General features: G+C 39.5%; 20 protein-coding genes. 15 read left to right on the top strand and 5 right to left on the bottom strand.

What is annotated here, in order from left to right:
• Positions 1–37: 37 nt before the first annotated feature.
• From H6614_13665 to H6614_13635, 7 genes are all read left to right on the top strand, one after another.
• Positions 38–1,732: a M3 family oligoendopeptidase gene (locus H6614_13665; GenBank protein MCB9244718.1), complete on the top strand. Its 1,695-nt coding sequence runs from the start codon at positions 38–40 to the stop codon at positions 1,730–1,732.
• A gap of 136 nt (positions 1,733–1,868) precedes the next feature.
• A complete protein-coding gene (locus H6614_13660; protein MCB9244717.1) occupies positions 1,869–3,098 on the top strand; it encodes an acyltransferase in 1,230 nt (409 codons plus the stop codon).
• Positions 3,088–4,782 (top strand): M3 family oligoendopeptidase, encoded by a 1,695-nt coding sequence (locus H6614_13655; protein ID MCB9244716.1) that lies wholly within the window; start codon positions 3,088–3,090, stop codon positions 4,780–4,782. Before H6614_13660 ends, H6614_13655 begins: the two co-directional genes overlap by 11 nt.
• Entirely contained in the window at positions 4,782–5,699 is a 918-nt protein-coding gene (locus H6614_13650; protein MCB9244715.1) for a rhodanese-related sulfurtransferase, read from the top strand. Before H6614_13655 ends, H6614_13650 begins: the two co-directional genes overlap by 1 nt.
• The gene (locus tag H6614_13645; protein MCB9244714.1) at positions 5,700–6,356 is read left to right on the top strand and encodes a class I SAM-dependent methyltransferase; all 657 of its coding nucleotides are present in this window, start codon (positions 5,700–5,702) and stop codon (positions 6,354–6,356) included.
• Between the two features lie 62 nt (positions 6,357–6,418).
• Entirely contained in the window at positions 6,419–8,179 is a 1,761-nt protein-coding gene (locus H6614_13640; protein ID MCB9244713.1) for a sodium:proton antiporter, read from the top strand.
• Positions 8,180–8,301: 122 nt separating this feature from the next.
• Positions 8,302–8,820 (top strand): TlpA family protein disulfide reductase, encoded by a 519-nt coding sequence (locus H6614_13635; GenBank protein MCB9244712.1) that lies wholly within the window; start codon positions 8,302–8,304, stop codon positions 8,818–8,820.
• Between the two features lie 4 nt (positions 8,821–8,824).
• Here the strand turns inward: H6614_13635 and H6614_13630 are convergent, their stop codons facing one another.
• On the bottom strand, positions 8,825–10,297 hold the full coding sequence (locus tag H6614_13630; GenBank protein MCB9244711.1) for a hypothetical protein: 1,473 nt from the start codon (positions 10,295–10,297) through the stop codon (positions 8,825–8,827).
• A 189-nt stretch (positions 10,298–10,486) separates the two neighbouring features.
• Between H6614_13630 and H6614_13625 the strand changes: the two genes are divergently transcribed.
• The 4 genes from H6614_13625 (at position 10,487) to H6614_13610 (ending at position 14,235) form a co-directional block, all read left to right on the top strand.
• Entirely contained in the window at positions 10,487–10,816 is a 330-nt protein-coding gene (locus H6614_13625; protein MCB9244710.1) for a hypothetical protein, read from the top strand.
• 18 nt (positions 10,817–10,834) lie between these two features.
• The gene (locus H6614_13620) at positions 10,835–12,985 is read left to right on the top strand and encodes a proprotein convertase P-domain-containing protein (GenBank protein ID MCB9244709.1); all 2,151 of its coding nucleotides are present in this window, start codon (positions 10,835–10,837) and stop codon (positions 12,983–12,985) included.
• A 60-nt stretch (positions 12,986–13,045) separates the two neighbouring features.
• Positions 13,046–13,600, top strand: a complete 555-nt coding sequence (locus H6614_13615) for a DUF3592 domain-containing protein (protein MCB9244708.1) — start codon at positions 13,046–13,048, stop codon at positions 13,598–13,600.
• Between the two features lie 71 nt (positions 13,601–13,671).
• Positions 13,672–14,235, top strand: coding sequence for a hypothetical protein (locus H6614_13610; protein ID MCB9244707.1), 564 nt, complete (start codon positions 13,672–13,674; stop codon positions 14,233–14,235).
• A gap of 5 nt (positions 14,236–14,240) precedes the next feature.
• On the opposite strand, the gene H6614_13605 is transcribed toward H6614_13610, so the two are convergent.
• Genes H6614_13605 through H6614_13595 form a run of 3 tightly spaced genes read right to left on the bottom strand, consistent with a single transcriptional unit; the run spans position 14,241 to position 15,398 of the window.
• A complete protein-coding gene (locus H6614_13605; protein ID MCB9244706.1) occupies positions 14,241–14,453 on the bottom strand; it encodes a hypothetical protein in 213 nt (70 codons plus the stop codon).
• Positions 14,454–14,478: 25 nt separating this feature from the next.
• Positions 14,479–14,811, bottom strand: a complete 333-nt coding sequence (locus H6614_13600) for a hypothetical protein (GenBank protein ID MCB9244705.1) — start codon at positions 14,809–14,811, stop codon at positions 14,479–14,481.
• A 35-nt stretch (positions 14,812–14,846) separates the two neighbouring features.
• Entirely contained in the window at positions 14,847–15,398 is a 552-nt protein-coding gene (locus tag H6614_13595) for a sigma-70 family RNA polymerase sigma factor (GenBank protein MCB9244704.1), read from the bottom strand.
• Positions 15,399–15,664: 266 nt separating this feature from the next.
• Here H6614_13595 and H6614_13590 point away from each other — a divergent pair, with 266 nt between their 5' ends.
• The gene (locus H6614_13590; GenBank protein MCB9244703.1) at positions 15,665–17,938 is read left to right on the top strand and encodes a T9SS type A sorting domain-containing protein; all 2,274 of its coding nucleotides are present in this window, start codon (positions 15,665–15,667) and stop codon (positions 17,936–17,938) included.
• Between the two features lie 52 nt (positions 17,939–17,990).
• Here H6614_13590 and H6614_13585 read toward each other — a convergent pair whose 3' ends face one another.
• Positions 17,991–19,109, bottom strand: coding sequence for a hypothetical protein (locus tag H6614_13585; protein MCB9244702.1), 1,119 nt, complete (start codon positions 19,107–19,109; stop codon positions 17,991–17,993).
• A 125-nt stretch (positions 19,110–19,234) separates the two neighbouring features.
• On the opposite strand from H6614_13585, the gene H6614_13580 reads away from it, so the two are divergent.
• Genes H6614_13580 through H6614_13570 form a run of 3 tightly spaced genes read left to right on the top strand, consistent with a single transcriptional unit; the run spans position 19,235 to position 20,934 of the window.
• Positions 19,235–19,516 carry a 2TM domain-containing protein gene (locus H6614_13580; protein ID MCB9244701.1) on the top strand — a complete coding sequence of 94 codons (282 nt, stop codon included), beginning with the start codon at positions 19,235–19,237 and terminating at the stop codon, positions 19,514–19,516.
• A 15-nt stretch (positions 19,517–19,531) separates the two neighbouring features.
• Complete coding sequence (locus tag H6614_13575) at positions 19,532–20,245, top strand: rhomboid family intramembrane serine protease (GenBank protein ID MCB9244700.1); 714 nt, start codon at positions 19,532–19,534, stop codon at positions 20,243–20,245.
• 14 nt (positions 20,246–20,259) lie between these two features.
• On the top strand, positions 20,260–20,934 hold the full coding sequence (locus H6614_13570; GenBank protein ID MCB9244699.1) for a hypothetical protein: 675 nt from the start codon (positions 20,260–20,262) through the stop codon (positions 20,932–20,934).
• Positions 20,935–20,956: the final 22 nt, after the last annotated feature.

The raw sequence follows: 20,956 nt of genomic DNA, 5'->3' as shown, positions 1-20,956 counted from the left end.
TTAAAAATTATTTAATAATTATTAAAATACAGTAAAAATGCATTTCAAAGACATGGAATACGTTCGTCCTGACATGGAGAAAGTTAGGGCTGATATGGGAGAACTTCTAAAAGAGTTCGAGAAAGCCGGATCATTTGAGGAACAGGATGCTGTTATCCAAAAAGTAAATTCATTAAGGATAGATTTCATTTCGATGAGGGTTCTTGCCTTTATTAATTATTCGGTTAATACTGCAGATGAAAATTTTCAGGCAGAACAGGACTATTTCGATGATAAATATCCCGAATATTCCGAGTTAATTGCTGAATATTACAAGCTTCTGGTCAATTCCCAGTATAGGTTGCAGATAGAACAAAAATATGGCAAACAGTTTTTCAATGTTGCCGAAATGCTGCTAAAAACTATTAATCCGGAAGTGGTAAATTCTCTTAAAACAGAAAATCATTACGGAAGCCAGTATCTTAAATTGATTGCTTCTGCAAAAATAAATTTTGACGGAAAAGAGCTTAACCTGCAGGAGTTCAAACCCTACTTTGAATCGCTCGACAGGGATATAAGAAGAAAAGCTTTTGAAGCGTACTGGAATTTCTTTGAGGAGAACGGTACCGCCTTTGACGAACTCTATGATAAGATGGTTGCTAACAGGAATGATATCGCGCAAAAGCTCGGCTACAAAACTTTTGTAGATCTTGCTTACATGAGAATGGAAAGATCCGATTACAATGCTGACGATGTCGCCCGCTTCCGCGGGTATGTTAAAGAACACATTGTTCCGCTTTCAAATAAACTCCGTGAACTGCAAAAAGAGCGTCTTGGGCTCGGCGAATTAAAAGTTTACGATATGCCGATCTTTTACAAGAATGGGAATGCTCAGCCTAAAGGTGATCCCGAGTGGATAGTTGAGCAGGGAAAGAAAATGTATGACGAGCTTTCACCCGAGACAGGTAAGTTCTTTAATTACATGATCGATCATGGATTGATGGACCTGTATTCTCGAAAAGGCAAAGCGGACATGGGATACTGTGACTTCGTACCAAAATATAAGAACCCGTTTATCTTTGCTAATATGAACGGTACTGAGTACGACATTACAGTACTTACTCATGAGGCAGGTCATGCTTTCCAGGCTTATTCCAGCAGTCATTTCCCAATCAAAGAATATTTTGATACTACCTCCGATGCTGCGGAGATACACTCTATGAGTATGGAATTTCTTACATGGCCCTGGATGAACCTCTTCTTTGGTGATCAAACAGAGAAATTCAAATACGCTCATATGGCCAGCACGATGTTATTCCTGCCATATGGATGTCTGGTAGATGAATACCAGCACTATGTATATGAAAATCCGAGTGACTCTCCCGAACAAAGAAGAATGAAATGGCTTGAACTCGAAAAAGAGTATATGCCGTTTATTGATTATGACGGAATAAAGCCCCTTGTCGAAGGTCGCAGGTGGCAGAAGCAAGGTCATATATATGAAGTGCCCTTCTATTATATAGATTATTGCCTGGCGCAGATTTGTGCTTACCAGTTCTGGAAAAAGGCTAATGAAAACCGTGAGGAAGCCTTGGAAGATTATATTAAGCTTTGCAAAGCAGGTGGAAGCCAGTCATTCCTTGACCTCGTAAAATATGCAAACCTGAAATCACCTTTCGATCCTCAATGTATTAAAGATATGGTAAATAGTGTTGAAGATTGGCTTTCAGGTGTTGAACACATGAGCCTATAGTAGATACTGTAATTACAATAATTATAACCCGTCTTTTTCGTTGATTAATGAGATTGACGGGTGATTTTTTACTTATAATTTTGGATTCTGCTTATTATTTTTAACGTTTTAGATGAAATACATTTCTGACTAATAAATGGATAATAACGGAAACGTAAAGAGGGAGCGAATGCATGACCTTGATTGGCTCAGGGTTATTGCAATAATATTGTTGTTGTATTTTCATACTGGGATGGTATTTATAAGCTGGTCATGGTATTTTATGCAGGATACTCAGACTAGTTATGTTCTTGATGAATTGACGCTGTTCCTTTCCCACTGGAGAATGGCACTCCTATTCCTTATATCCGGTGCAGGTACACTTTTCGCCTTGAGTTACAGAAGCGGTTTTCAATACACACGTGAGAGATTTAAACGCCTTTTGATCCCGCTTATATTCGGAATATTGGTCATTATTCCTCCACAGATATACTATGAATTGGTAAAGCACGGCTGGGAGTTTTCGAGTTATCTGGAATTTAATCAGAGATATTTTGAGGGAGGTCTATATCCGCTCGGCGATTTTAGCTGGCATCATCTTTGGTTTATAGGTTACCTGCTTTTATATTCGATTCTGGGATTGCCTGTTTTCCTATATTTCAGATCTGCTGGCGGTAAAAAGTTGCTGGCAAAGCTGGCAACATTCATTGCCCCGAAGGGAAGGATCTATCTTTTGGCAATACCGCTTATGATAATCCAACTATTACTTCAGGATAAATTTACGGGGTTCCATAATCTGATTGATGATATAGCAAACTTTGCGTTCTTCTTTTTATTCTTCTTATATGGATTTATTATATGCTCAAATAATATATTGTGGGATTCTATTCAAAGGCAGAGAAGAATGTCTCTTATAATTGCTATTTGCTCCTTTACAATATTGTTCCTTTCACGTAATCTTGAATTCGATATGAATTATGTCCCTTATTGGATTATAGAGACAATTGTTGCGTGGTCGTGGGTTATGGCTATACTTGGTTACGGTCGCCAGTATCTGAACTTTAAGACAAAATTTCTAAGTTATGCAAATGAAGGAATATACCCGTTTTATATATTACATCAAACTGTGCTTGTGATACTTGCCTACTATGTTATACAGTGGGATATTCCTGTTGTGATGAAGTTTCTGCTTTTAAGTACTGCTACACTTATTATATGTATTCTTATTTATGATCTTATTGTCAGAAGAAATAGTGTGACAAGGTTTCTATTTGGAATGAAACCATTACAAGTAAAATCGTATAATATTGAAAATTTACCTGTAAATAAAAAATTTAAAGCCAACAAAATTTACTTTACGAAAGAAAGGATCCAGAATGAGGTTTAGAGAATTCCCTTACAGCAGACCCGACATTAATGATATCGAAACGAAGTTCGACTCATTAATAGAAAAATTTGAATCAGCTAATACTGCAGATGATCAAGATGGTGTTTTGACAGAGATCAACGAATTGCGAAGCCATTATAATACCATGAGAGAGATTAACTCTATTAATTATACCATAGATACCACAAATGAGGAAATTGAAAAAGAACATGATTATTTTGACTCTGTAAAGCCACTTTTTGCAGGCATGATGTATAGATTTTATAAGACCCTACTTGCTTCAAAGTTCAGAAACGAGTTGGAAGAAAAAAGGGGTAGTTACATTTTTGAACTTGCTGAGGTTGGTGTAAAAATATACAGCCCTGATATTGTAGAAGATTTGAAGGAAGAGAATCAGCTTGTTACACGTTACGTCAAACTAATGGCATCTGCCAAAATAGATTTTGAAGGAGAAGAGAGGAATCTTGCAGGGCTGGCACCGTTTTCATCTTCTACTGACAGGGATCTAAGGAAAAGAGCTTCAGAAGCTAAATGGAATTTCTTTGCTGAAAATGAAACTGAATTTGACGAGATATATGATAAGCTAGTAAAGGTAAGAGACCGTATTGCGAAAAAGCTCGGCTACAAAAATTTTATTCAGCTTGGCTATGACAGGATGAGGAGGACAGAATACGGTCCAGAACAGGCATCAAAGTTCAGAGATCATGTTTTGAACTATATCGTACCGCTCTCATTAAAAGTAAAGGAAAAGCAGAAAAAACGTCTCGGTATAGATAATATGTTTTATTATGATCTTGATCTGCAATTTCATACAGGTAACCCTACCCCAAAAGGCGATCCTGAATGGATAATATCTAATGCTAAGCAGATGTATAAGGAATTTTCTCCGGAGACTGAAGAGTTTATGAATCTTATGGTTGATAAGGAATTGATGGACCTTTATAACAAAAAAGGAAAAGCTACTGGAGGATATTGTACTTTCCTTCCGGATTATAAAGTGCCATTTATTTTTGCAAATATGAACGGAACATCCGATGACATTCGTGTATTTACTCATGAAGCCGGACATGCTTTCCAGGCTTATGCCAGCAGAAATTTCCCGGTACCGGAATATTCTCATCCGACTCTCGAAGCTTGTGAGATTCACTCTATGAGCATGGAATACCTTACATGGCCATGGATGAAGTTCTTCTTTAAAGAAGACGCTGAGAAGTTCAAAATTATTCACCTTGAAAGATCTGTTGCCTTCATCCCATATGGAGTTTCCATTGATGAGTTTCAACATTTTGTTTACGAAAATCCGGAAGCCACACCTGCTGAACGAAAAGCAAAGTGGCGCGAAATTGAGAAGAAGTATATGCCCTACAGGGATTACGAAAACAATGACTTCTTAAATAGAGGTGGTTTTTGGCAGGCACAGACACACGTTTACAGATTCCCGTTCTATTATATAGATTATTGTTTGGCTGAAATATGTGCGTACCAGTTCTGGATAAAATCTCTCGAAAATAGGGATAAAGCCTGGGAAGATTATCTCCGCCTTTGTAATGCTGGTGGGAGTATGTCATTCCTAAACCTAGTTGAACTGGCAGGACTTAATTCACCGTTTGAAGCTGAAACGGTAAAGAATGCCGTTGCAAAAGTAGGTGAATGGCTGGACCAGGTTGATGAATCAACTTTATAATGTTGAGAAAGAGCGATAAAAAATACCGGATACTGCTTTATTATAAATACATCAAAATTGATGATGCCGAAACATATGCAAAAAGGCATCTGAAGTTTTGTAAAGCTCTTGGTGTAATGGGAAGGATACTTGTTGCAGATGAAGGAATAAACGGAACAGTCTCCGGTACTCCCGATCAATGTGATGCTTATGTGCAAGCACTTCACATGGATCCGCGCTTTTCTGATATGGAATTTAAGATTGATGAATCAAACGGGCATGCTTTCAAAAAGATATTTGTCCGTTACAGAAAGGAAATTGTTACTCTAAGTCTCGAGGATGACCTGGATCCAAATGAGATAAGCGGTAACCACCTCTCACCAAAGGAATTTATGGAGGCTCTTGAGACAGATGATGTCCTTATAATAGATGCGCGCAATGATTATGAGTATGATATTGGACACTTTAGAAATGCCATACGTCCCGATGTAGCATCATTCAGGGAGTTTCCACAATGGATAAAAGAGAACATGGAGCAGTTTAAGGATAAAAAGATACTTGCGTATTGTACCGGGGGGATTCGTTGCGAAAAGTTCACTGGGCTTCTTGTCAGGGAAGGCTTTAAAGACGTAAACCAGCTTCACGGAGGCATAATTAAATATTCCCAACATCCAGACACACAGGGAAAATATTTTGAAGGCAAATGTTATGTCTTTGATGAACGTATCTCTGTTCCTGTGAATTTTACCGGGGAAGACATCGTGATTGCGAAATGCCGTCACTGCGGAAAACCCTGTGATCGCTACATTAATTGCGCCCACATGGACTGCAACATGCAGTTTTTCTGTTGTGAGGAGTGCGATGAGAAATTCAAACACTCTTGTTCGAAAGAGTGTATGAGCGCAGAACACCGTCGCGAACCTGTTACCTCAGCCTAGTTGATTGAAGAGGCAAATATCTGCCCACTTTGTAATTCTAGTTCCATTTCCGAATTTTCACATGCCAACAATAAACTTTATTACCGTTGTGATATATGCTGTCTTATTTTTCTGGATAAGTTTTTCTTTCTTTCGCCAGAAGATGAAAAACAGCGTTATAGCCTTCACAATAATGACATTACCGATGAAAAATATATTACTCATATCAAAACATTGACGGACTCGTTATTACCATATTTAAAACCGGAAGATAACGGGCTTGATTATGGGAGCGGGGAAGCGAATCCGGTTGCACATATTCTTGGCAGGATTGGATACCTAGTAAAAAACTATGATCCATTCTTTCATAGAGATGAGCGCTTATTGAAAAAAAAGTATGACTTCGTTACGTGCATTGAGACTGTTGAACATTTTTACAATCCCGCAAAAGAATTTGAACAACTTTCATTGATGCTCAATAAACCGGGTATTCTTGGTATTATGACCAATATTTATTCAGGCGGGATCGACTTTGATGAGTGGTGGTACATACGCGATGAAACCCACGTCTGCTTTTATTCTAAAGAAACATTTGAATTGATTGCTAAAGTGAATAATTGGAATATTATTTACCCATCGACTAATGTTGTGCTATTCAAAAGCCTTTCCTCAAGTTAATTGCAATTGTGACCAATTAAAAATATATTTAGTAAATTTATTCGCTTACAAAATCTTCGTTAATGAAGATACTCGAAGGCATCCCGGCATTTATATTTATAGCTAGCATCATACTTTCTTTCTACATTGGTGAAAATGTTCCGCCTACGTGGGTCGTGGAGCAGGTTACTCTCGATATTCAAAAAGATAAGGAAGGAAAAGAGTATTTTATCTATAAAGAAAAGCCAAAGTATCTTAAATCCACAAAAAATATTAAGGAGTCACCGCTCAGCCCGGACTCTCTCACAGCAGCAATAAATGCAGGAAGGGATCCATCCGTGGAAGAAGATTTTGTGTATCAGGTCCCTCCTGAGGTGAGTCCCGAGGATCTTTCCCAGAGAACCTATTACCAGCTCATTGCAGAAAAACATTTCGGCTTTTGGTCGCTACTTCCGGCTTTTGTTGCTATTCTATTGTGTTGGCAAACTAGAGAGCCTATTAGCGCGCTTTTTGCTGGAGTTGTTTCCGGAGCTTTGATCTTACGGCAATATGATATCACCGAAAAAGTTTTGATCCCAAATTTGAGCACCGAATCAGCGGCTGGAATTTTGATATTGTATCTATGGCTTCTTGGAGGTTTACTAGGGATATGGTCACGCACAGGAGCCTCCAAGGCCTTTGCGGAGATGATGACGAAGCATTTTGTGAAAGGACCGCGGTCCGCTAAAGTGATATCATGGCTCCTTGGGGTAGTATTTTTCCAGGGAGGAACCGTGAGCACTGTCCTTGTAGGTACCACAGTGAAACCGATAGCCGACAAGCAACGTGTCAGCCATGAAGAGCTGTCCTATATAGTGGACTCCACAGCTTCTCCTGTTGCATCCCTCCTTGCCTTTAATGCGTGGCCCGGATACGTGCAAGCTTTTATTTTCGTTGCGGGAGTTCCATTCCTTTTAACGGAAGGAGATCGTATTGCTTTCTTCTTTAAATCTATCCCATTTTGCTTTTACGCCATACTTGCGATTGCCGGTACATTTTTCCTCAGTATAGAAAAACCGATGTTCCTTGGAAAAAAAATGAGAGAGGCTATTAACCGCGCGAGAACTACCGGTGAACTTGATGCACCTGATTCTCATCCGTTGAGTGCAAAAGAGCTCCACATGGAAAAAATCCCTGCAGGATATAAACCCAACGTGCTGGAATTTTTTATTCCGCTGGCGCTGATAATAATTATTGCGATAGGAACTTTTATTTCATCAGGTTCTCCTCAGATCAGATTGGCGTTTGGTGTTGCTTTGCTTGTTGCAATATTCACTGCGCTTATAAGGGGAATGCGGATCACTGATGCTATGACAGGAGTTGTCGACGGGTTAAAGGGAGTTGTGGGGGGCTCGGTCATATTAATGCTGGCAATTGTGATCGGTGCGATAAGTAGGGAGACGGGAGGCGGTACATACCTGGTTGAACTGCTCGGGTCTTCACTCCCATTCTGGGTACTGCCGGTATTATTACAGTTGATCACGATGACCGTTTCATTTAGTACGGGGACGAGCTGGGGAACATATGCTGTTGCATTTCCTCTGGCAATGCCTCTCGCGTGGGCAGTTGCAAACGCACAGGGAGTCACTCATCCCGAACTGTATATGATGATATGTTTCGCGGCTGTAATGGACGGAAGTGTTTACGGGGATCAATGCTCGCCGATTTCTGATACAACCGTGTTAAGCTCGATGTGTACCGGAGCAGATCTGATGGACCATGTAAAAACACAGATACCGCAGGCCACATTCGCAGCCGGAATAGCCGCAGTACTATGGACGGCTGTTACAATTTTATTTGTATAAGTTTCTTTCACCCATATTTTAATAATCCCTCATCATAGCATCATAGTCATTTTTAGAAAACCGGTTTGGAGCTAATCCAAACTGGGGCTTGCGGCATCATAAAAGAAATAAATATACATTAAATGGACAAAAAGCTACTATTTACACTTCTTTTTATGTTATTATCATCTTACAGCTTCTCCCAATCGGGTGTAAGTGTTGGAGATAAAGCTCCGGATCCAACCATTGATGAATGGGTCAAGGGTACTCCGGTGACTTCATTTGAGGAAGGAAAAGTTTATGTTGTCGAATTTTGGGGAACATGGTGTGGTCCATGTATTGAGAATATTCCGCACCTTAGTAATCTGCAGAAAGAGTATTCAGCAGATGGGTTGACCATTATTGGAGTTGCCACACATGAATTTGACGGACGAGAAGCGCTGGATAAATTTATGAAAGAAAGAGGAAATGAAATGGAGTATACAGTAGCGTATGACGGGGACCTTTCCATGGAGATAAAGTGGGATACGGGAGTTAAAAATGAAGAGCAGTTCAGGCTTCCTCTTTCATTTATTATTGACAGGGACGGGTATGTTGTTTTTGTAGGTCATCCCTCAGACGAGAAATTCGATAGTGCTCTGGAAGAGATTTTAGGTAAATGATAGGTCAAGTTTTTAATTGATCTTTCAGTTCATCTGCTTTTTGTAAAAGCCATGGTGCTCCTAATACAATTTCGGAATTAATTGTGTTCTTTAGTTGATCCAGGTCAAACATTGTGTATTTTTCCGGAGTACATTTTATCTTAAGAAGTTTTTCAAATATCTTTAATGTCTCCAGATGCCGTTTTTTTGATGGACTGTCCAATTCCCGTGCTTCTTTTAAATAGTTTCTGAAAGAATTTACCAGTGATAAACCCGGTTCAAAATGATCCATAGAATAATACAACCTTAGGTATATATATCTGATTGAGATCTTTGTATCATGGTCAAGGGGTTTAAGTAAAGTAAGGCAGTTGATGGCATCTTCATAATTCCCTTTTGCTTCTTCGATATATGCCATTGATAAATGAAAAGCCAGGTCTTTTTTGTCTTCCTCCAGCCAGTGAGTAAAATTCTTCGTGAAATTCTCTGCTTGTTTTGTCTCATCAAGGTATAGGAAAGCTCTTACTGTTTCAATGAATGCGACATAATTGAATGCTCCTAATCCGTCCTCATTAAACCTAACCTTCTTCATCATAAGCTTTTTTATCTCAATAGATTCTCTCATAAATTCCTTTTTCCCCAGCCCAAATGCAGTAGCACAGTATGAGAGGATCTTGCTGATCAAAGAGTATCTTTCATAGTTTGTATAATTATCGATGTTTTCAAACAAATGCTTCTTGATCTTATAAAATTCATCTGTATTCTCCGGTTCGGTTACAAGCTTGATGAGCAGGTTGTTCATAATTAAATTATCATAATCTATCTTGTTAATACCTGCCATTCCTTCCGCAATTCCATCAAAATTTATGTTCTTCTTTAAGAGTTCTATAAGGTCTTTTTCGTATTGAGTATTTATGTTATCAATATTGATATCTATCTTCCACAGGTTACGTGAAAACTTCCTATAGAAATCACATATTGTATATATCATTTCATTATAAACGGCTTCCTGGAGATCTTTGTTATTGCTTCTGTTTGCGTTAAAGTAATAGATACTCTCTTCGATATGTGAAAGCATTTGATACCTATCGAAGCCTATCAGTTCATCCTTAAGACTTTCTTTGAGCCCGTTAATTAGTTTCTTATAATTATTGTCCAGGAACCTGTCATCATACACAGCTGCCAGTGCCATCTGTCCCTCAAATCTGTATCCCTTGTTTTGTCCGGAATAATTAACGATAAGGAATCTTTCGCACAGCTTATAAAGTTCACTAAGAAGATTTTTCATTATTCCATAATTATACTTCTTTCCGGGAAAAACCTTCCCATATGCATATTCCTCGGTTATATCTTTTCCGGTGTTGGTTTTTAAGACATCAAACAGCTTGATAATATTTTTATTTGAATTGAAATACGGCGACCGGATGAAGAGGACGAACTCTTTTTGCTCGGTTTGAGAGAAGGTTGCAAGGACCTCTAAAGCTTTACTGGATATCATTTTTGTCCGGTCAGAATTATGAAAATTTCACCTCTGAAAAAGCTAAAAACCAGCCAGAATTGCATCTTTTAAGTAAATATCACCTATTTAATATTATGAAAAAAGGCTTAAAAAATTTTTGAACTGCTGGGAAAATCGCGGTATGTTTACATCAAAAATTAATTATTCATGAACATTAACTCTCAAAATATGACCCGCGGAAATAAACATACTGACCGGGTATTACTGCCGGAATACCTCACAAATCAAATGAAATCCGGTAAGAATGAAACGAACAGGCTAATGGATATTTACGTCGATGGCATCAATGCTGAAGCAAAGATCCTGAAGATAGAGGAAGCAGGTATATTCGCAGGAAGACAATATTGTAAATTCACTCTCGAAGTTATTCCTGCACATACAAAGAAATTCAGGATAACGGGATTTGCCCCGGTATCGGGAAACCTGGTCCCTAAAGCCGGTGATGTCATTAATATTAAGTATAACCCGGCTGATTCGGAAAAGTTTGTAATAGTATAACACTAAAAAATAAAAAAAATGAAAAAAAAATTATTAGTATCAGTAATGCTCATTTTGAGCTTTATGCTAGTTGAGAGTGCAGACGCCCAGCTGTTCTGGAACCAGGCAGCTAAATTCGAAGGCGGCACAAACAGTTACGTTTCATTTAGGAATTCATCATCACTGTCAATACCGGCGACATTTACAATTGAGTGCTGGGTATATCCTGTCAGCACAGGAGCAAGTACCCGCTATCTTGTCTTTAAACAAGACGGCGTTGCCGGCGCTACTTACTACACCGGGATCAACAGCAGTAATAAATTAGTTGTCGGCACTTCACCAGGCATTAACAGGGTAGTAAGTAAATCGACAATACCATTGAATAAGTGGACACATATTGCAGCGGTATTTAATAACAGGTTCGAGATATATATAAACGGCGTTGCGGATACGATAGGTGCCGCATCAAATGCCCATGCGACATTTAGTACTGATTCATTATTCATTGGGAAACATCCATCGGGTTCTGGTTTCAACGGTATGATGGATAACATCAGGATCTGGGAAAGCGCAAAAAATTCGACTGAAATAAGAAAATTTATGAGAACAACGCTGATCTCATTAACCGGATATGATGACCTTGTACTAAACCTGCCTTTCCAAAAGCTCAATTCCACAGGTACTGTATTTACTGTTTCTGATTATACTGTGCAGAACCTTGGTGTAAACCGGGGCGTAACCGCTGTAGATCTATCGGGATTACCCTCACCTTATCTTACTCCGAATGAAGCTTTGGATCTGCAGGAAAATAATTCCCGTGCGACAATACCATCGAACCCGATCATCGATGTAACAGGGGCTTTTAGTATAGAAGCGTGGGTTTACTTGTCAAGCTTTAATACAGGTGACCCTCAATTCATCATCAGTAAGGCGCCCGGATTAGTACCATCCTCAGCATACCGTTTATTAATATCGGGAAATCAACTTCTTTCTTTTGGACTTAACTCGGTTACATATGAGGGGTCGTATACCGTTCCTCTTGCAAAATGGACTCATGTAGCGTTAACACTATCAGGTACCGGGGTTGCAAAAATGTATGCAAACGGAATACTCTGTGACAGTATAAATACCGGTGCATTACCAATATCAAATACGGATTCGCTTTATATAGGATCATCAGGAGGAAGCGCGCAGCTGAGAGGATACATTGACGAATTAAAATTCGTCAAGAAGGAAAAAAGCAAAGCTGAAATCAATGAATTTTTATTTAAAACCATGGATGCATCGAATGAACCGTCCGAGGAGAATTTTTGCCTGAACTTTGACGGGTCGACATGGTCCAGCACATCTGCATTTATGCTTTGTTTCCTCGTTGGAAACGCGGGTTTCTCAAACCCTGGATACGGCCAATCCATTCCGGTTTCACCGTTATTGAGAGCTGATGGCCTGAGTTTTCCGAGCGGGTTTTTTGTTAAGTCATCCGATCGAAATATTCCTTTAACAGGAGAAATGGTTGAGGATTCGATCCTGGTTACTAACGGAGTTAACATTAATGATGTGAATCTATTCATCAGTTTAAATCACCAAAGACCCGAAGATCTGACAATAACACTCGTTTCACCGGCAGGTGACTCCGTGCAGGTATTAAATAACTACAGCGGTGTCGAACAATATTATATGAATGTTACGACAATTTTTGATGACCAATCAAATATCTTAATGAGTAATGGTGATTATGCAGACATCGGTCCGTCAATAAGACCTCTTTCAGGACTAAATACGGTTTTCTCAGGGCAAAATGCAGCCGGGATATGGAGACTAAAGATCCGTGATAATTCGCCAAACGCATCGGGAAGGTTGAATGCGTGGGGCGTGCAGATAAACAACTCCACGATCGGCATCCAGAATGTTTCTACAGAGATCCCCGACGGATTCTCACTTAAACAAAACTATCCGAACCCTTTCAACCCTGTCACAAATATCAAGTTCAGTGTTCCGAAAACAGGGATCGTAAAGCTCAAAGTATATGACATACTTGGTAAAGAAGTTGCTGTGCTTGTGGATAAGCAATTGAACGCCGGTTCATACCAGGCTGACTTTAACGGGTCGAACTTTTCGTCAGGAGTGTATTTTTATAAGCTCGAGGCAGAAGGATTTACGGAAGTGAAGAAAATGATGCTGGTAAAGTAAAACGTTTCCCGGGCAGTATTATATGCTGCCCGGGTTTTATTAATTTTAAAAAATCAAAAAATGGACTGGAATAAAGTAGATAATGCAGTAAATACGGCCGGCGAGGTATACAGTACCGCCGCAAAGATAGGCAGAGTGCTAATGGGATTATTTTTTACGGTAGTAGGAGCAGGGCTTCTCATCTGGGCAGTAATGTGGTTTTCCGACAGAGTAAGCTCGATGGATGAGTATGTTCTCACGCAGGGAACGGTTAAAGAACTTGATAAGGACCGTGACCCTGACGGAAGTGACACTTATGTTTTTGCCCCGATCGTTTCATATAAGGACAATAATGGTAATGAGCATTTGCACAAATCAAGCAGTTACAGCTATCCACCCGATTATGAAATAGGGGAGACAGTAGAAATTTACTATCTGCCATCAAGTCCGAAGGAAGCTTTCATTAATTCTTTTTTTGAAAAATGGGGGATAGGAATAATTATTGCAATAGTCGGCCTTGTAATTACTCCGATCGGAATATGGCTGGTAGTATCCGCATTCAGAAAGAACACACGTGAGTTTACGAGTTCAAGCGGAAGCACTGAAAATCAATTTACGGGCGTAAGAATCGGATAATAATGAGGCAAAAGGAATGCATTTTCCCTTAAGTCCAAGGGACTAATTTTAAAATTAAAGTGAGAAGCTAAATGGGAATCTTTAAATCAATATTCGGGGGAATTCATAAGGCATTCAACAATGGAACGGATGTCCTTACCCCGGTAGAGGGAATGGAATTCGAGGACTGGGCAAAAGCAAACGCCAGGCTCGCATCAGGAGTTAAAACCGAAGACCTGGTAAAGGATCTGGCAATGGACGTGCCGAAATGGGATCGGATCAATACCGAATGGCTTACCAGGATGAGCAACGACAAGACTTATACACTTTCAATGAGATACGCAAAGCATTTCAATTCGAACGCATCAGGAAATCTACCCAACAAGATATCTGAAGACACATATCCGTTCGAAAAATATGTGCAGGTAATAGCGGCTATGGATATACTTTGTCAGAAAGGACGGGATGCCCAGGATGTTTTAAAAGATTTCGGATTAACAACTTCAGATTATTCGAATTTGAGTTCATTCTGGACAAAAAAGATCATGTTAAGCCCTCTTGGGTTAGGAATGAAATTCCAGGAATTTCTAATGAAATACCGCGAACAATACATTAATGAAACCGGCGGTAACTCGCACGATGACCTGGAATTCTAGATAAATTACCAGGTCATTTCTTCGCAGTGGAAGCCGGCAGTACTGACGATGTCAATCACATCGTATTCTGAAAGCGATTCGGATTCGACACGGAGTACTTTATCACAGTCCTCATGGTCTATGCTCCATTTATGGATATCCGAGGAAGCATTAAGAACCGGCGAGATATCTCCCGCCAGGTTCTTTTCAATGTTGGTTTTAAAAATCAGGATGTTCATAGAATTTAATGTTTGTGTTTCGCATTTATGCTTTGCCGCCTTCGGGTGCTCCCTCTCCACCATGAAATCCGTGATGTCTGGATTTTAGAAATTCCTCGCGTTCTTCCGGGGTCATATTTTTCCATTTGTCTCCAAAGGGACCGCAGTGTTTTTTCCAGCGTCCTTTTCCTCCCTTACCTCCGAACCCACCGAAGAGAATCTTAGACAGTATCAGGAGTCCCAGCGCCTGTAAGTATGTTATGGCAGGCAAACCGAATATAGCGGGCATAAGGGCATTCCACAGCAGCATCGTAACGAAGCCGAAGACTGCCACCCCAAGTATGATGAGCGGAATTATAAATATTCTTTTACCTCTCATTATATTATTCCTTTTTTAAGTTTTTAATATTTTATCTAATAATTAATTATGTCTTTATAAAGATCCCTGAGCTTTTCGCGCAGGTATAACACAGCATACCTCTTACGTGATAGCAGTGTATTAACGGGTTCACCGGTCATTTCCGCTATCTCCTTAAATGATTTTCCTTGTATCTCATGAAGATCAAACACCTGCTTTTGTTCAGGCGGAAGTTCATCAAGGGCTTTTGCAAGTTCATCACGAATCAATGAACCAAGGAAATCGGACTCCTGTGTGCCGTCCTCCGTGGCGAGTATCTCACTGATTTCGCGCATCAAATCGTCGTCTTCGTCCGCTCCTATTTCCGAGAGAGAATCCGGTTTTTTCTTTCTGTAGAGATCGGTGATACGGTTACGTGCTACCGTAAAAAGCCATGACGTTAATTGTTCGATCGGTTGCATGAGGCTTTCTGCATAAGCTAGTTCATAAAAGACATCCTGTAGAATATCCTCAGCATCCTCTTCGCTGTTTACGCGCGGGCGTATGAATCCAAAGAGCCTTTTAGCATAACTTTTAACTATACCGTCTATCTTATCAGAGCTCGACATCGAGAGGGAAGCGGTTTGAATTTCCTGTGCAGATATTTTATTTAAAATATGCTATCTCCTTCTGTTTTACAATAATAAGATAAACGGTTATAGAAATGGGAAATCAGCTATAAACAGATAGACGGATAAGGAGGGAGAATATTGTATGGGTTATATTTTTTAAAAAAATTTCTAGGAATGACTCCTACGTTTTGGAATCTTAAAGGATTTACTTTTATTATGATAATAGGTATTATTTTTATATACATAAAAAAACCCTTAATACTATGAAAATCAGAAGTTTACTCATTATAGCTTCAGTCCTCTTTGCTGTAAACTCCTTTGCTGGCGATATTTATCATAAGGTAGGAGATAGAGGATCTGATGATACCCGCATTACAGTACAAAGTTCAGATGTAAACAAAACAATGATAAATATAGAGGTAAATGGTTATTTTAATTCTGCAGTGAATGAAGGTGATGCTACTTATGATAAGATTTATTTAAAAGAATACACGTCTTTAGGTGAGACAGGGCAGCCGTCATTACCCGTGATTGTGAAGTGGGTAGCAATTCCTAACAATAAAGACGTTAAAGTAAATATAATGAATGCATCTTCGCAGGAGGTGGATAATGTTAATATTTATCCGTCACAGGAATTTCCTATGAGGAATGGCAATGGTAAGACACAGTTCGTAAAAGATAATAATTATTATTCAAGGAATGTGCTTGCTCCGTCGCAGATAGTTAAGGTACGCGAGATAGCAGCTTTCCGGGATTATAGGGTTGCTATAATAGAGATACACCCTATGCAATATAACCCTGCTCAGAGAAAGCTAGTGGTATATAATAATATAGATTTTGAACTGAGGTATGAGGGAGTCAATACGGAAAATAATGTACACAGGAGCAATCCTTCAGAGTCTAAGTCATTTCTGAACATGTACAAGGACCTAATACTAAATTATGAATATGTGAGCGATAATAACAGCGGAATATTGGAAGCACCCAATATGCTGATCATAACGGCAGATAATCTTTATACCGGGATCTTGCCGTTTGCAGAATGGAAAACGCAGAAAGGTATAAGAACAAATATCGTGAAAATGTCCGATATAGGTACCGGTGATGCTACTCCAAACCAGGATCAGGTAAAAGCATACCTGACATCGGCTTATAACGGACCGGACAGACCTGAGTTCGTGCTCCTGGTGGGAGATGCCGCCGGTCAGAATACGATCCCATGGTTCTCGGTAGGTTTTGATAAGTCAGATCACCCGTATTCTTGTTTAGAAGGCAACGACATAATCCCGGATGTTTCACTTGGAAGGATCTCTGTTCAGTCACTTCCTGAGCTGGAAAAGGCTGTCTTAAAACTTATACAATATGAAAAATATCCGAATATGTCTCAGACCGATTGGTACAAAAGGGCATTTGTGCTTCACAGTAATGATGGCATAGACCCTATAAATGGGCAGGTTGCAAAGAATGTCTTTTTGAATGAAGGCGGATTTACAAATGTGGATATAGCAAATCCCTCAACATCACAAAGCCAGATAACCGCTTATCTTAACGGAGGTGTGAGCTGGGTCTGGTACATAGGACACGGATATGAAGAGGCGTGGGCTACTCCTTACTGGCACATGAATAACATGCCTAACCTTACATACGGTACAAGGCTGCCGTCGATCGTTTCAATAGCATGCTCAAATGCTGACCTTGACTGGAATGCGACAAATGACTGTTTCGGTGAAGCGTTCATCGAAAGAGACACTATCAATTCTGCTTCAAATATATGCGCAGCAACAGAGCTATGTGCATTTTATACAACAGACACACTTGGCAGATACATGCTCTACGCTTATTTTAGGGAGGGTATAAATGATTTTGGAAGTATGATGAATTACGGCAAGATAAATGCTTACAATTATTTCAACGGAAACAATACGGTACAGGAAACGATTCACGAATACCTGGTTCTTGGCGACCCAACCCAGGAAGCATACTCCGACGTGCCTAAGACATTGACAGTAACAACATCACAGAGCAGCAGTCCTAATAGTATTATTACCGTAAACGTGAAATCGAACGGGAATAATATCGAAGGAGCAATGGTGGGTATAAATCAGAACAATGACCTGAGGGTGGCAGGATATACAAATGTGCAGGGAAATTTTGAATTCAGTTCAAGTACACTTGTAAATGGATTCCCGGTATCAGCAGTTGTTACGGGAAAGAATCTGGCTCCCTATATAGGTGATATAATTACTAATGTTAATTTTGTTTCTGAGATACCGGAGAGCTACAGACTTGGACAAAATTATCCTAATCCGTTCAATCCTTCGACAAAAATAGATTTTGCTTTACCGCATAATGGATTTGTAACTCTAAAAGTATATGACGTCCTGGGCAAGGAAGTAGCTACGCTTGTGAACGGCCAGTTAAATGCCGGCACATATAATGTTGATTTCAATGCCGGGGCGCTATCGAGCGGTATTTATTTTTACAGGCTTTCGACGGACGGCTTTACCGAGATCAAAAAAATGACTCTTCTCAAATAGATTATAAAATAATCAGCACAAAGGCGCTTTCCGTTTTGGTGAGCGCCTTTTTTTATCCGAAAAGTTTTCCAAACAACCCTGATTTCCTTTTAGACGCTTCCGCGGAGACAACAGGATCGGAGTCCGCTCTTAATATTTTTATTACGTCCTTTGAGATCGAAGGATTTTTTGCAAGGGCAGTTCGCACAGCAGTTGATGTATCTTTCGCGAGGAGTAATTGTATATCTTCGGGTACTGAGGATGATGCTGCTACAAGCTCTTTCAATGAAATGTCCTGATTATCAAGACCCAGAGAGAATTGCTGATAAAAGTGTTTTCTTGGTTTAGATATGTCCAGATTAGCGCCAATCTTATCTTCAAATGTATTATTTAAAAAATAATCCAGCCAGATTTTAAGTGCATCTGTCATTACAACCTTTTGGAAAAGAGAATCGGTGAAGTTATTAAAATGCTTTTCATAAACACGGAGAGCTGTTACTTTTTGAAAATACTCTACGGATTCTTTTATGTCATCGTCTGAAATATCAGTGATAAGAAAGAATGGTTGTACGTCTTTATCAGGATGGAGTTTGATCCAGATGGAATCGGGAAGATAATTGTCATTATCACAGTAGGTACACTTAATGTTTCTGTTAGTATCTGCATTTAGATTTAATCCGGCTCCGCAGGTCATGCATGTAAAGACCAGCGTTTGATTCTTATCGGTATTCTTTTCTGCGGTATCATATCCCTGCGGGTCATTTATTACGGCAACGGATTTTGAGTGGAAACTTTTCATGTCCGGTGTTGCGGGGCGAATCGGCATCGAGTGCCCGCATGATACACAGATAACTGGTGTTTTCTCATCCAGCGCTTTTTGAATGGTCTCATCACTTATGGGATTTAAGCATTCCTCACAATATACATACCCGGAGGAATAGGTGAGTTTATACGACCCTGCCTTTCCAACGCCGGAACCACCCAACTGCTCAACAGTGCCCACCAGGAAGGAGTTTAGATATCTTTCCTTGTCAACGATTCCTCCAAAAAGCTGGTTATTAAAGAGCTCTGAGAGACCGATATACTTTCCGCACTTGTAGCAGTTTTCGGAATAATTTATACTACTAACAGGGTGAAGTGTATTACAGCCCGGGCAGTTTACCTGCAGCCTAAAAATTGATGTTTTCCACATGATATTGATTAAATTGCGTGAATTTAGCCATAGGTTTTTTGAAAATCGAGTTTAATATTAAATCTCTTTTCTTTATTTAAATTTATCCCTGTTTTTAATAATTTTAGGTAATTAAACAAATAACCATGTACGATCAAAATGATCCAAAGTATCAAAGAGCAAAAAGACATGTTGCCTCTTTACGGAGTTTTTATTCCCACCTGTTTACATATGTCTTGATAAATATTGTACTTATCGCATGGAACCTCATTACTTCACCTGATCACATTTGGTTTTACTGGGTGACATTTGGATGGGGGATCGGGCTCGCATTCCACGCAATATCGGTATTTGGCAAGTCGGGATTGCTGGGACCGGACTGGGAAGAAAAGAAAATGAAAGAGTACATGGATAAGGACAACGGTTAAGAACAGGCGCATGAGATGGATATTACGAATGAAAATGTTGAGGTAATAACTGCCCGGGAAGATAAAAAAAAGATTGTATATTCGCTGATAATTTCTTCCTTTGCGGTTCTGGTTTTGTGGGGCATAAAGTCAGTAGAAGAGATATTCGGATTGAGCTTCGCGGGGATGGGGATATACCCGCGGCAAGTGGAAGGGTTAAAGGGTATTTTATTCTCGCCTTTTATCCATGGGGATTTTTCACATTTAATATCGAACACCACTACATTGTTCGTATCACTGTTCGTGCTTTTATACTTTTACAGGGATTCGGCGTATAAGGTGCTTTTGATAGTATGGTTCTTTTCAGGTTTAAGCGTTTGGTGGGTAGGAAGGGAGTCTTATCATATCGGAGCAAGCGGGGTAATATATGGTCTGATAAGTTTTCTTTTCTTTAGCGGTATTTTCAGGAAAGACAAAAGGGCAATTGCATTGTCTTTGCTGATGGTTTTTTTATATGGAGGGCTTGTGTGGGGAGTTCTCCCAATTAAAGAGGAAATCTCTTTTGAGTCGCATTTGTTTGGAGCGGTCGTAGGTTTTATCTGTGCAGTGATTTTTAGAAAGAGTGACCCCCCTGCAAAATACGAATGGGAGATAGAACAAGAAGAATTGGATAGCGGGGACGATGTATATGATGACATCGACCCTGATGAAATAAAAATTGATGATGACGCAAACCCGAAATATTTCTAACAAAATGCTTAAAAGTGGAGAATAAGAAACCCGGCTGGGTAGCTCTGTGGAAAGCCACCCTTCAGCACAAGACGTTTAAAGTAGAATTGATCGTTTCTATTATAGCGGTTTATTTGACGCTTCACTTTTTCTCCATATTCCTTCTCTTTGCCGAGGCGAGAGATGGTATAGTTATGTTTGATCCTGTACTAAATCTATTCTCAGCGGTTGATCTGAGTATCCCTATATTTTTTCTTACTTATGTAATACTTCTTGCCGGGGTGATTGCCCTCACATTTCATCCAAGGTGTTTTGTTATTGCGATCCAAAGCTATACACTCATGGTACTATTTAGAATGGTAGCGATATATCTTACACCGATCGAGGCACCTGCAGGTATTATTATACTTCAGGATCCCTTCTTTGTATTAGGGACAGGTAAGGTTATACTTAAGGATCTTTTCTTTTCGGGTCATACGGCAACGCTGTTTCTTCTCTTCCTGACAGCACAGAGCAGAAAGGTTAAAATATTCTTTCTTGTGTGTACTATACTGGTCGGTTTGTTTGTTATGCTGCAAAAAGTCCACTACAGCGTTGATGTGTTCATTGCCCCATTTATGGCGTTCTGCTCATTCAAGATCGTAATGTATTTTCATAAATCCCAATATAAATGCAAACAGTATAAGGTTATTTGTAAGGAAGACGAGTAATAATGCTTTCCCGTAGTGATTA

Source organism: Ignavibacteriales bacterium, from assembly GCA_020635255.1.
Lineage (GTDB): Bacteria > Bacteroidota > Ignavibacteria > Tepidaquicellales > Tepidaquicellaceae > JAEYVS01.
The sequence above is the reverse complement of the archived record's forward strand: the minus strand, read 5'-3'. Positions and strand labels throughout refer to the sequence as shown.

Bases quoted from the DNA above. Each gene is read 5' to 3' on its own strand.
- H6614_13665 (MCB9244718.1), top strand. From the start codon at position 38: ATGCATTTCAAAGACATGGAATACGTTCGTCCTGACATGGAGAAAGTT.
- H6614_13660 (MCB9244717.1), top strand. From the start codon at position 1,869: ATGGATAATAACGGAAACGTAAAGAGGGAGCGAATGCATGACCTTGAT.
- H6614_13655 (MCB9244716.1), top strand. From the start codon at position 3,088: ATGAGGTTTAGAGAATTCCCTTACAGCAGACCCGACATTAATGATATC.
- H6614_13650 (MCB9244715.1), top strand. From the start codon at position 4,782: ATGTTGAGAAAGAGCGATAAAAAATACCGGATACTGCTTTATTATAAA.
- H6614_13640 (MCB9244713.1), top strand. From the start codon at position 6,419: ATGAAGATACTCGAAGGCATCCCGGCATTTATATTTATAGCTAGCATC.
- H6614_13635 (MCB9244712.1), top strand. From the start codon at position 8,302: ATGGACAAAAAGCTACTATTTACACTTCTTTTTATGTTATTATCATCT.
- H6614_13630 (MCB9244711.1), bottom strand. From the start codon at position 10,297: ATGATATCCAGTAAAGCTTTAGAGGTCCTTGCAACCTTCTCTCAAACC.
- H6614_13625 (MCB9244710.1), top strand. From the start codon at position 10,487: ATGACCCGCGGAAATAAACATACTGACCGGGTATTACTGCCGGAATAC.
- H6614_13620 (MCB9244709.1), top strand. From the start codon at position 10,835: ATGAAAAAAAAATTATTAGTATCAGTAATGCTCATTTTGAGCTTTATG.
- H6614_13615 (MCB9244708.1), top strand. From the start codon at position 13,046: ATGGACTGGAATAAAGTAGATAATGCAGTAAATACGGCCGGCGAGGTA.
- H6614_13610 (MCB9244707.1), top strand. From the start codon at position 13,672: ATGGGAATCTTTAAATCAATATTCGGGGGAATTCATAAGGCATTCAAC.
- H6614_13605 (MCB9244706.1), bottom strand. From the start codon at position 14,453: ATGAACATCCTGATTTTTAAAACCAACATTGAAAAGAACCTGGCGGGA.
- H6614_13600 (MCB9244705.1), bottom strand. From the start codon at position 14,811: ATGAGAGGTAAAAGAATATTTATAATTCCGCTCATCATACTTGGGGTG.
- H6614_13595 (MCB9244704.1), bottom strand. From the start codon at position 15,398: ATGTCGAGCTCTGATAAGATAGACGGTATAGTTAAAAGTTATGCTAAA.
- H6614_13590 (MCB9244703.1), top strand. From the start codon at position 15,665: ATGAAAATCAGAAGTTTACTCATTATAGCTTCAGTCCTCTTTGCTGTA.
- H6614_13585 (MCB9244702.1), bottom strand. From the start codon at position 19,109: ATGTGGAAAACATCAATTTTTAGGCTGCAGGTAAACTGCCCGGGCTGT.
- H6614_13580 (MCB9244701.1), top strand. From the start codon at position 19,235: ATGTACGATCAAAATGATCCAAAGTATCAAAGAGCAAAAAGACATGTT.
- H6614_13575 (MCB9244700.1), top strand. From the start codon at position 19,532: ATGGATATTACGAATGAAAATGTTGAGGTAATAACTGCCCGGGAAGAT.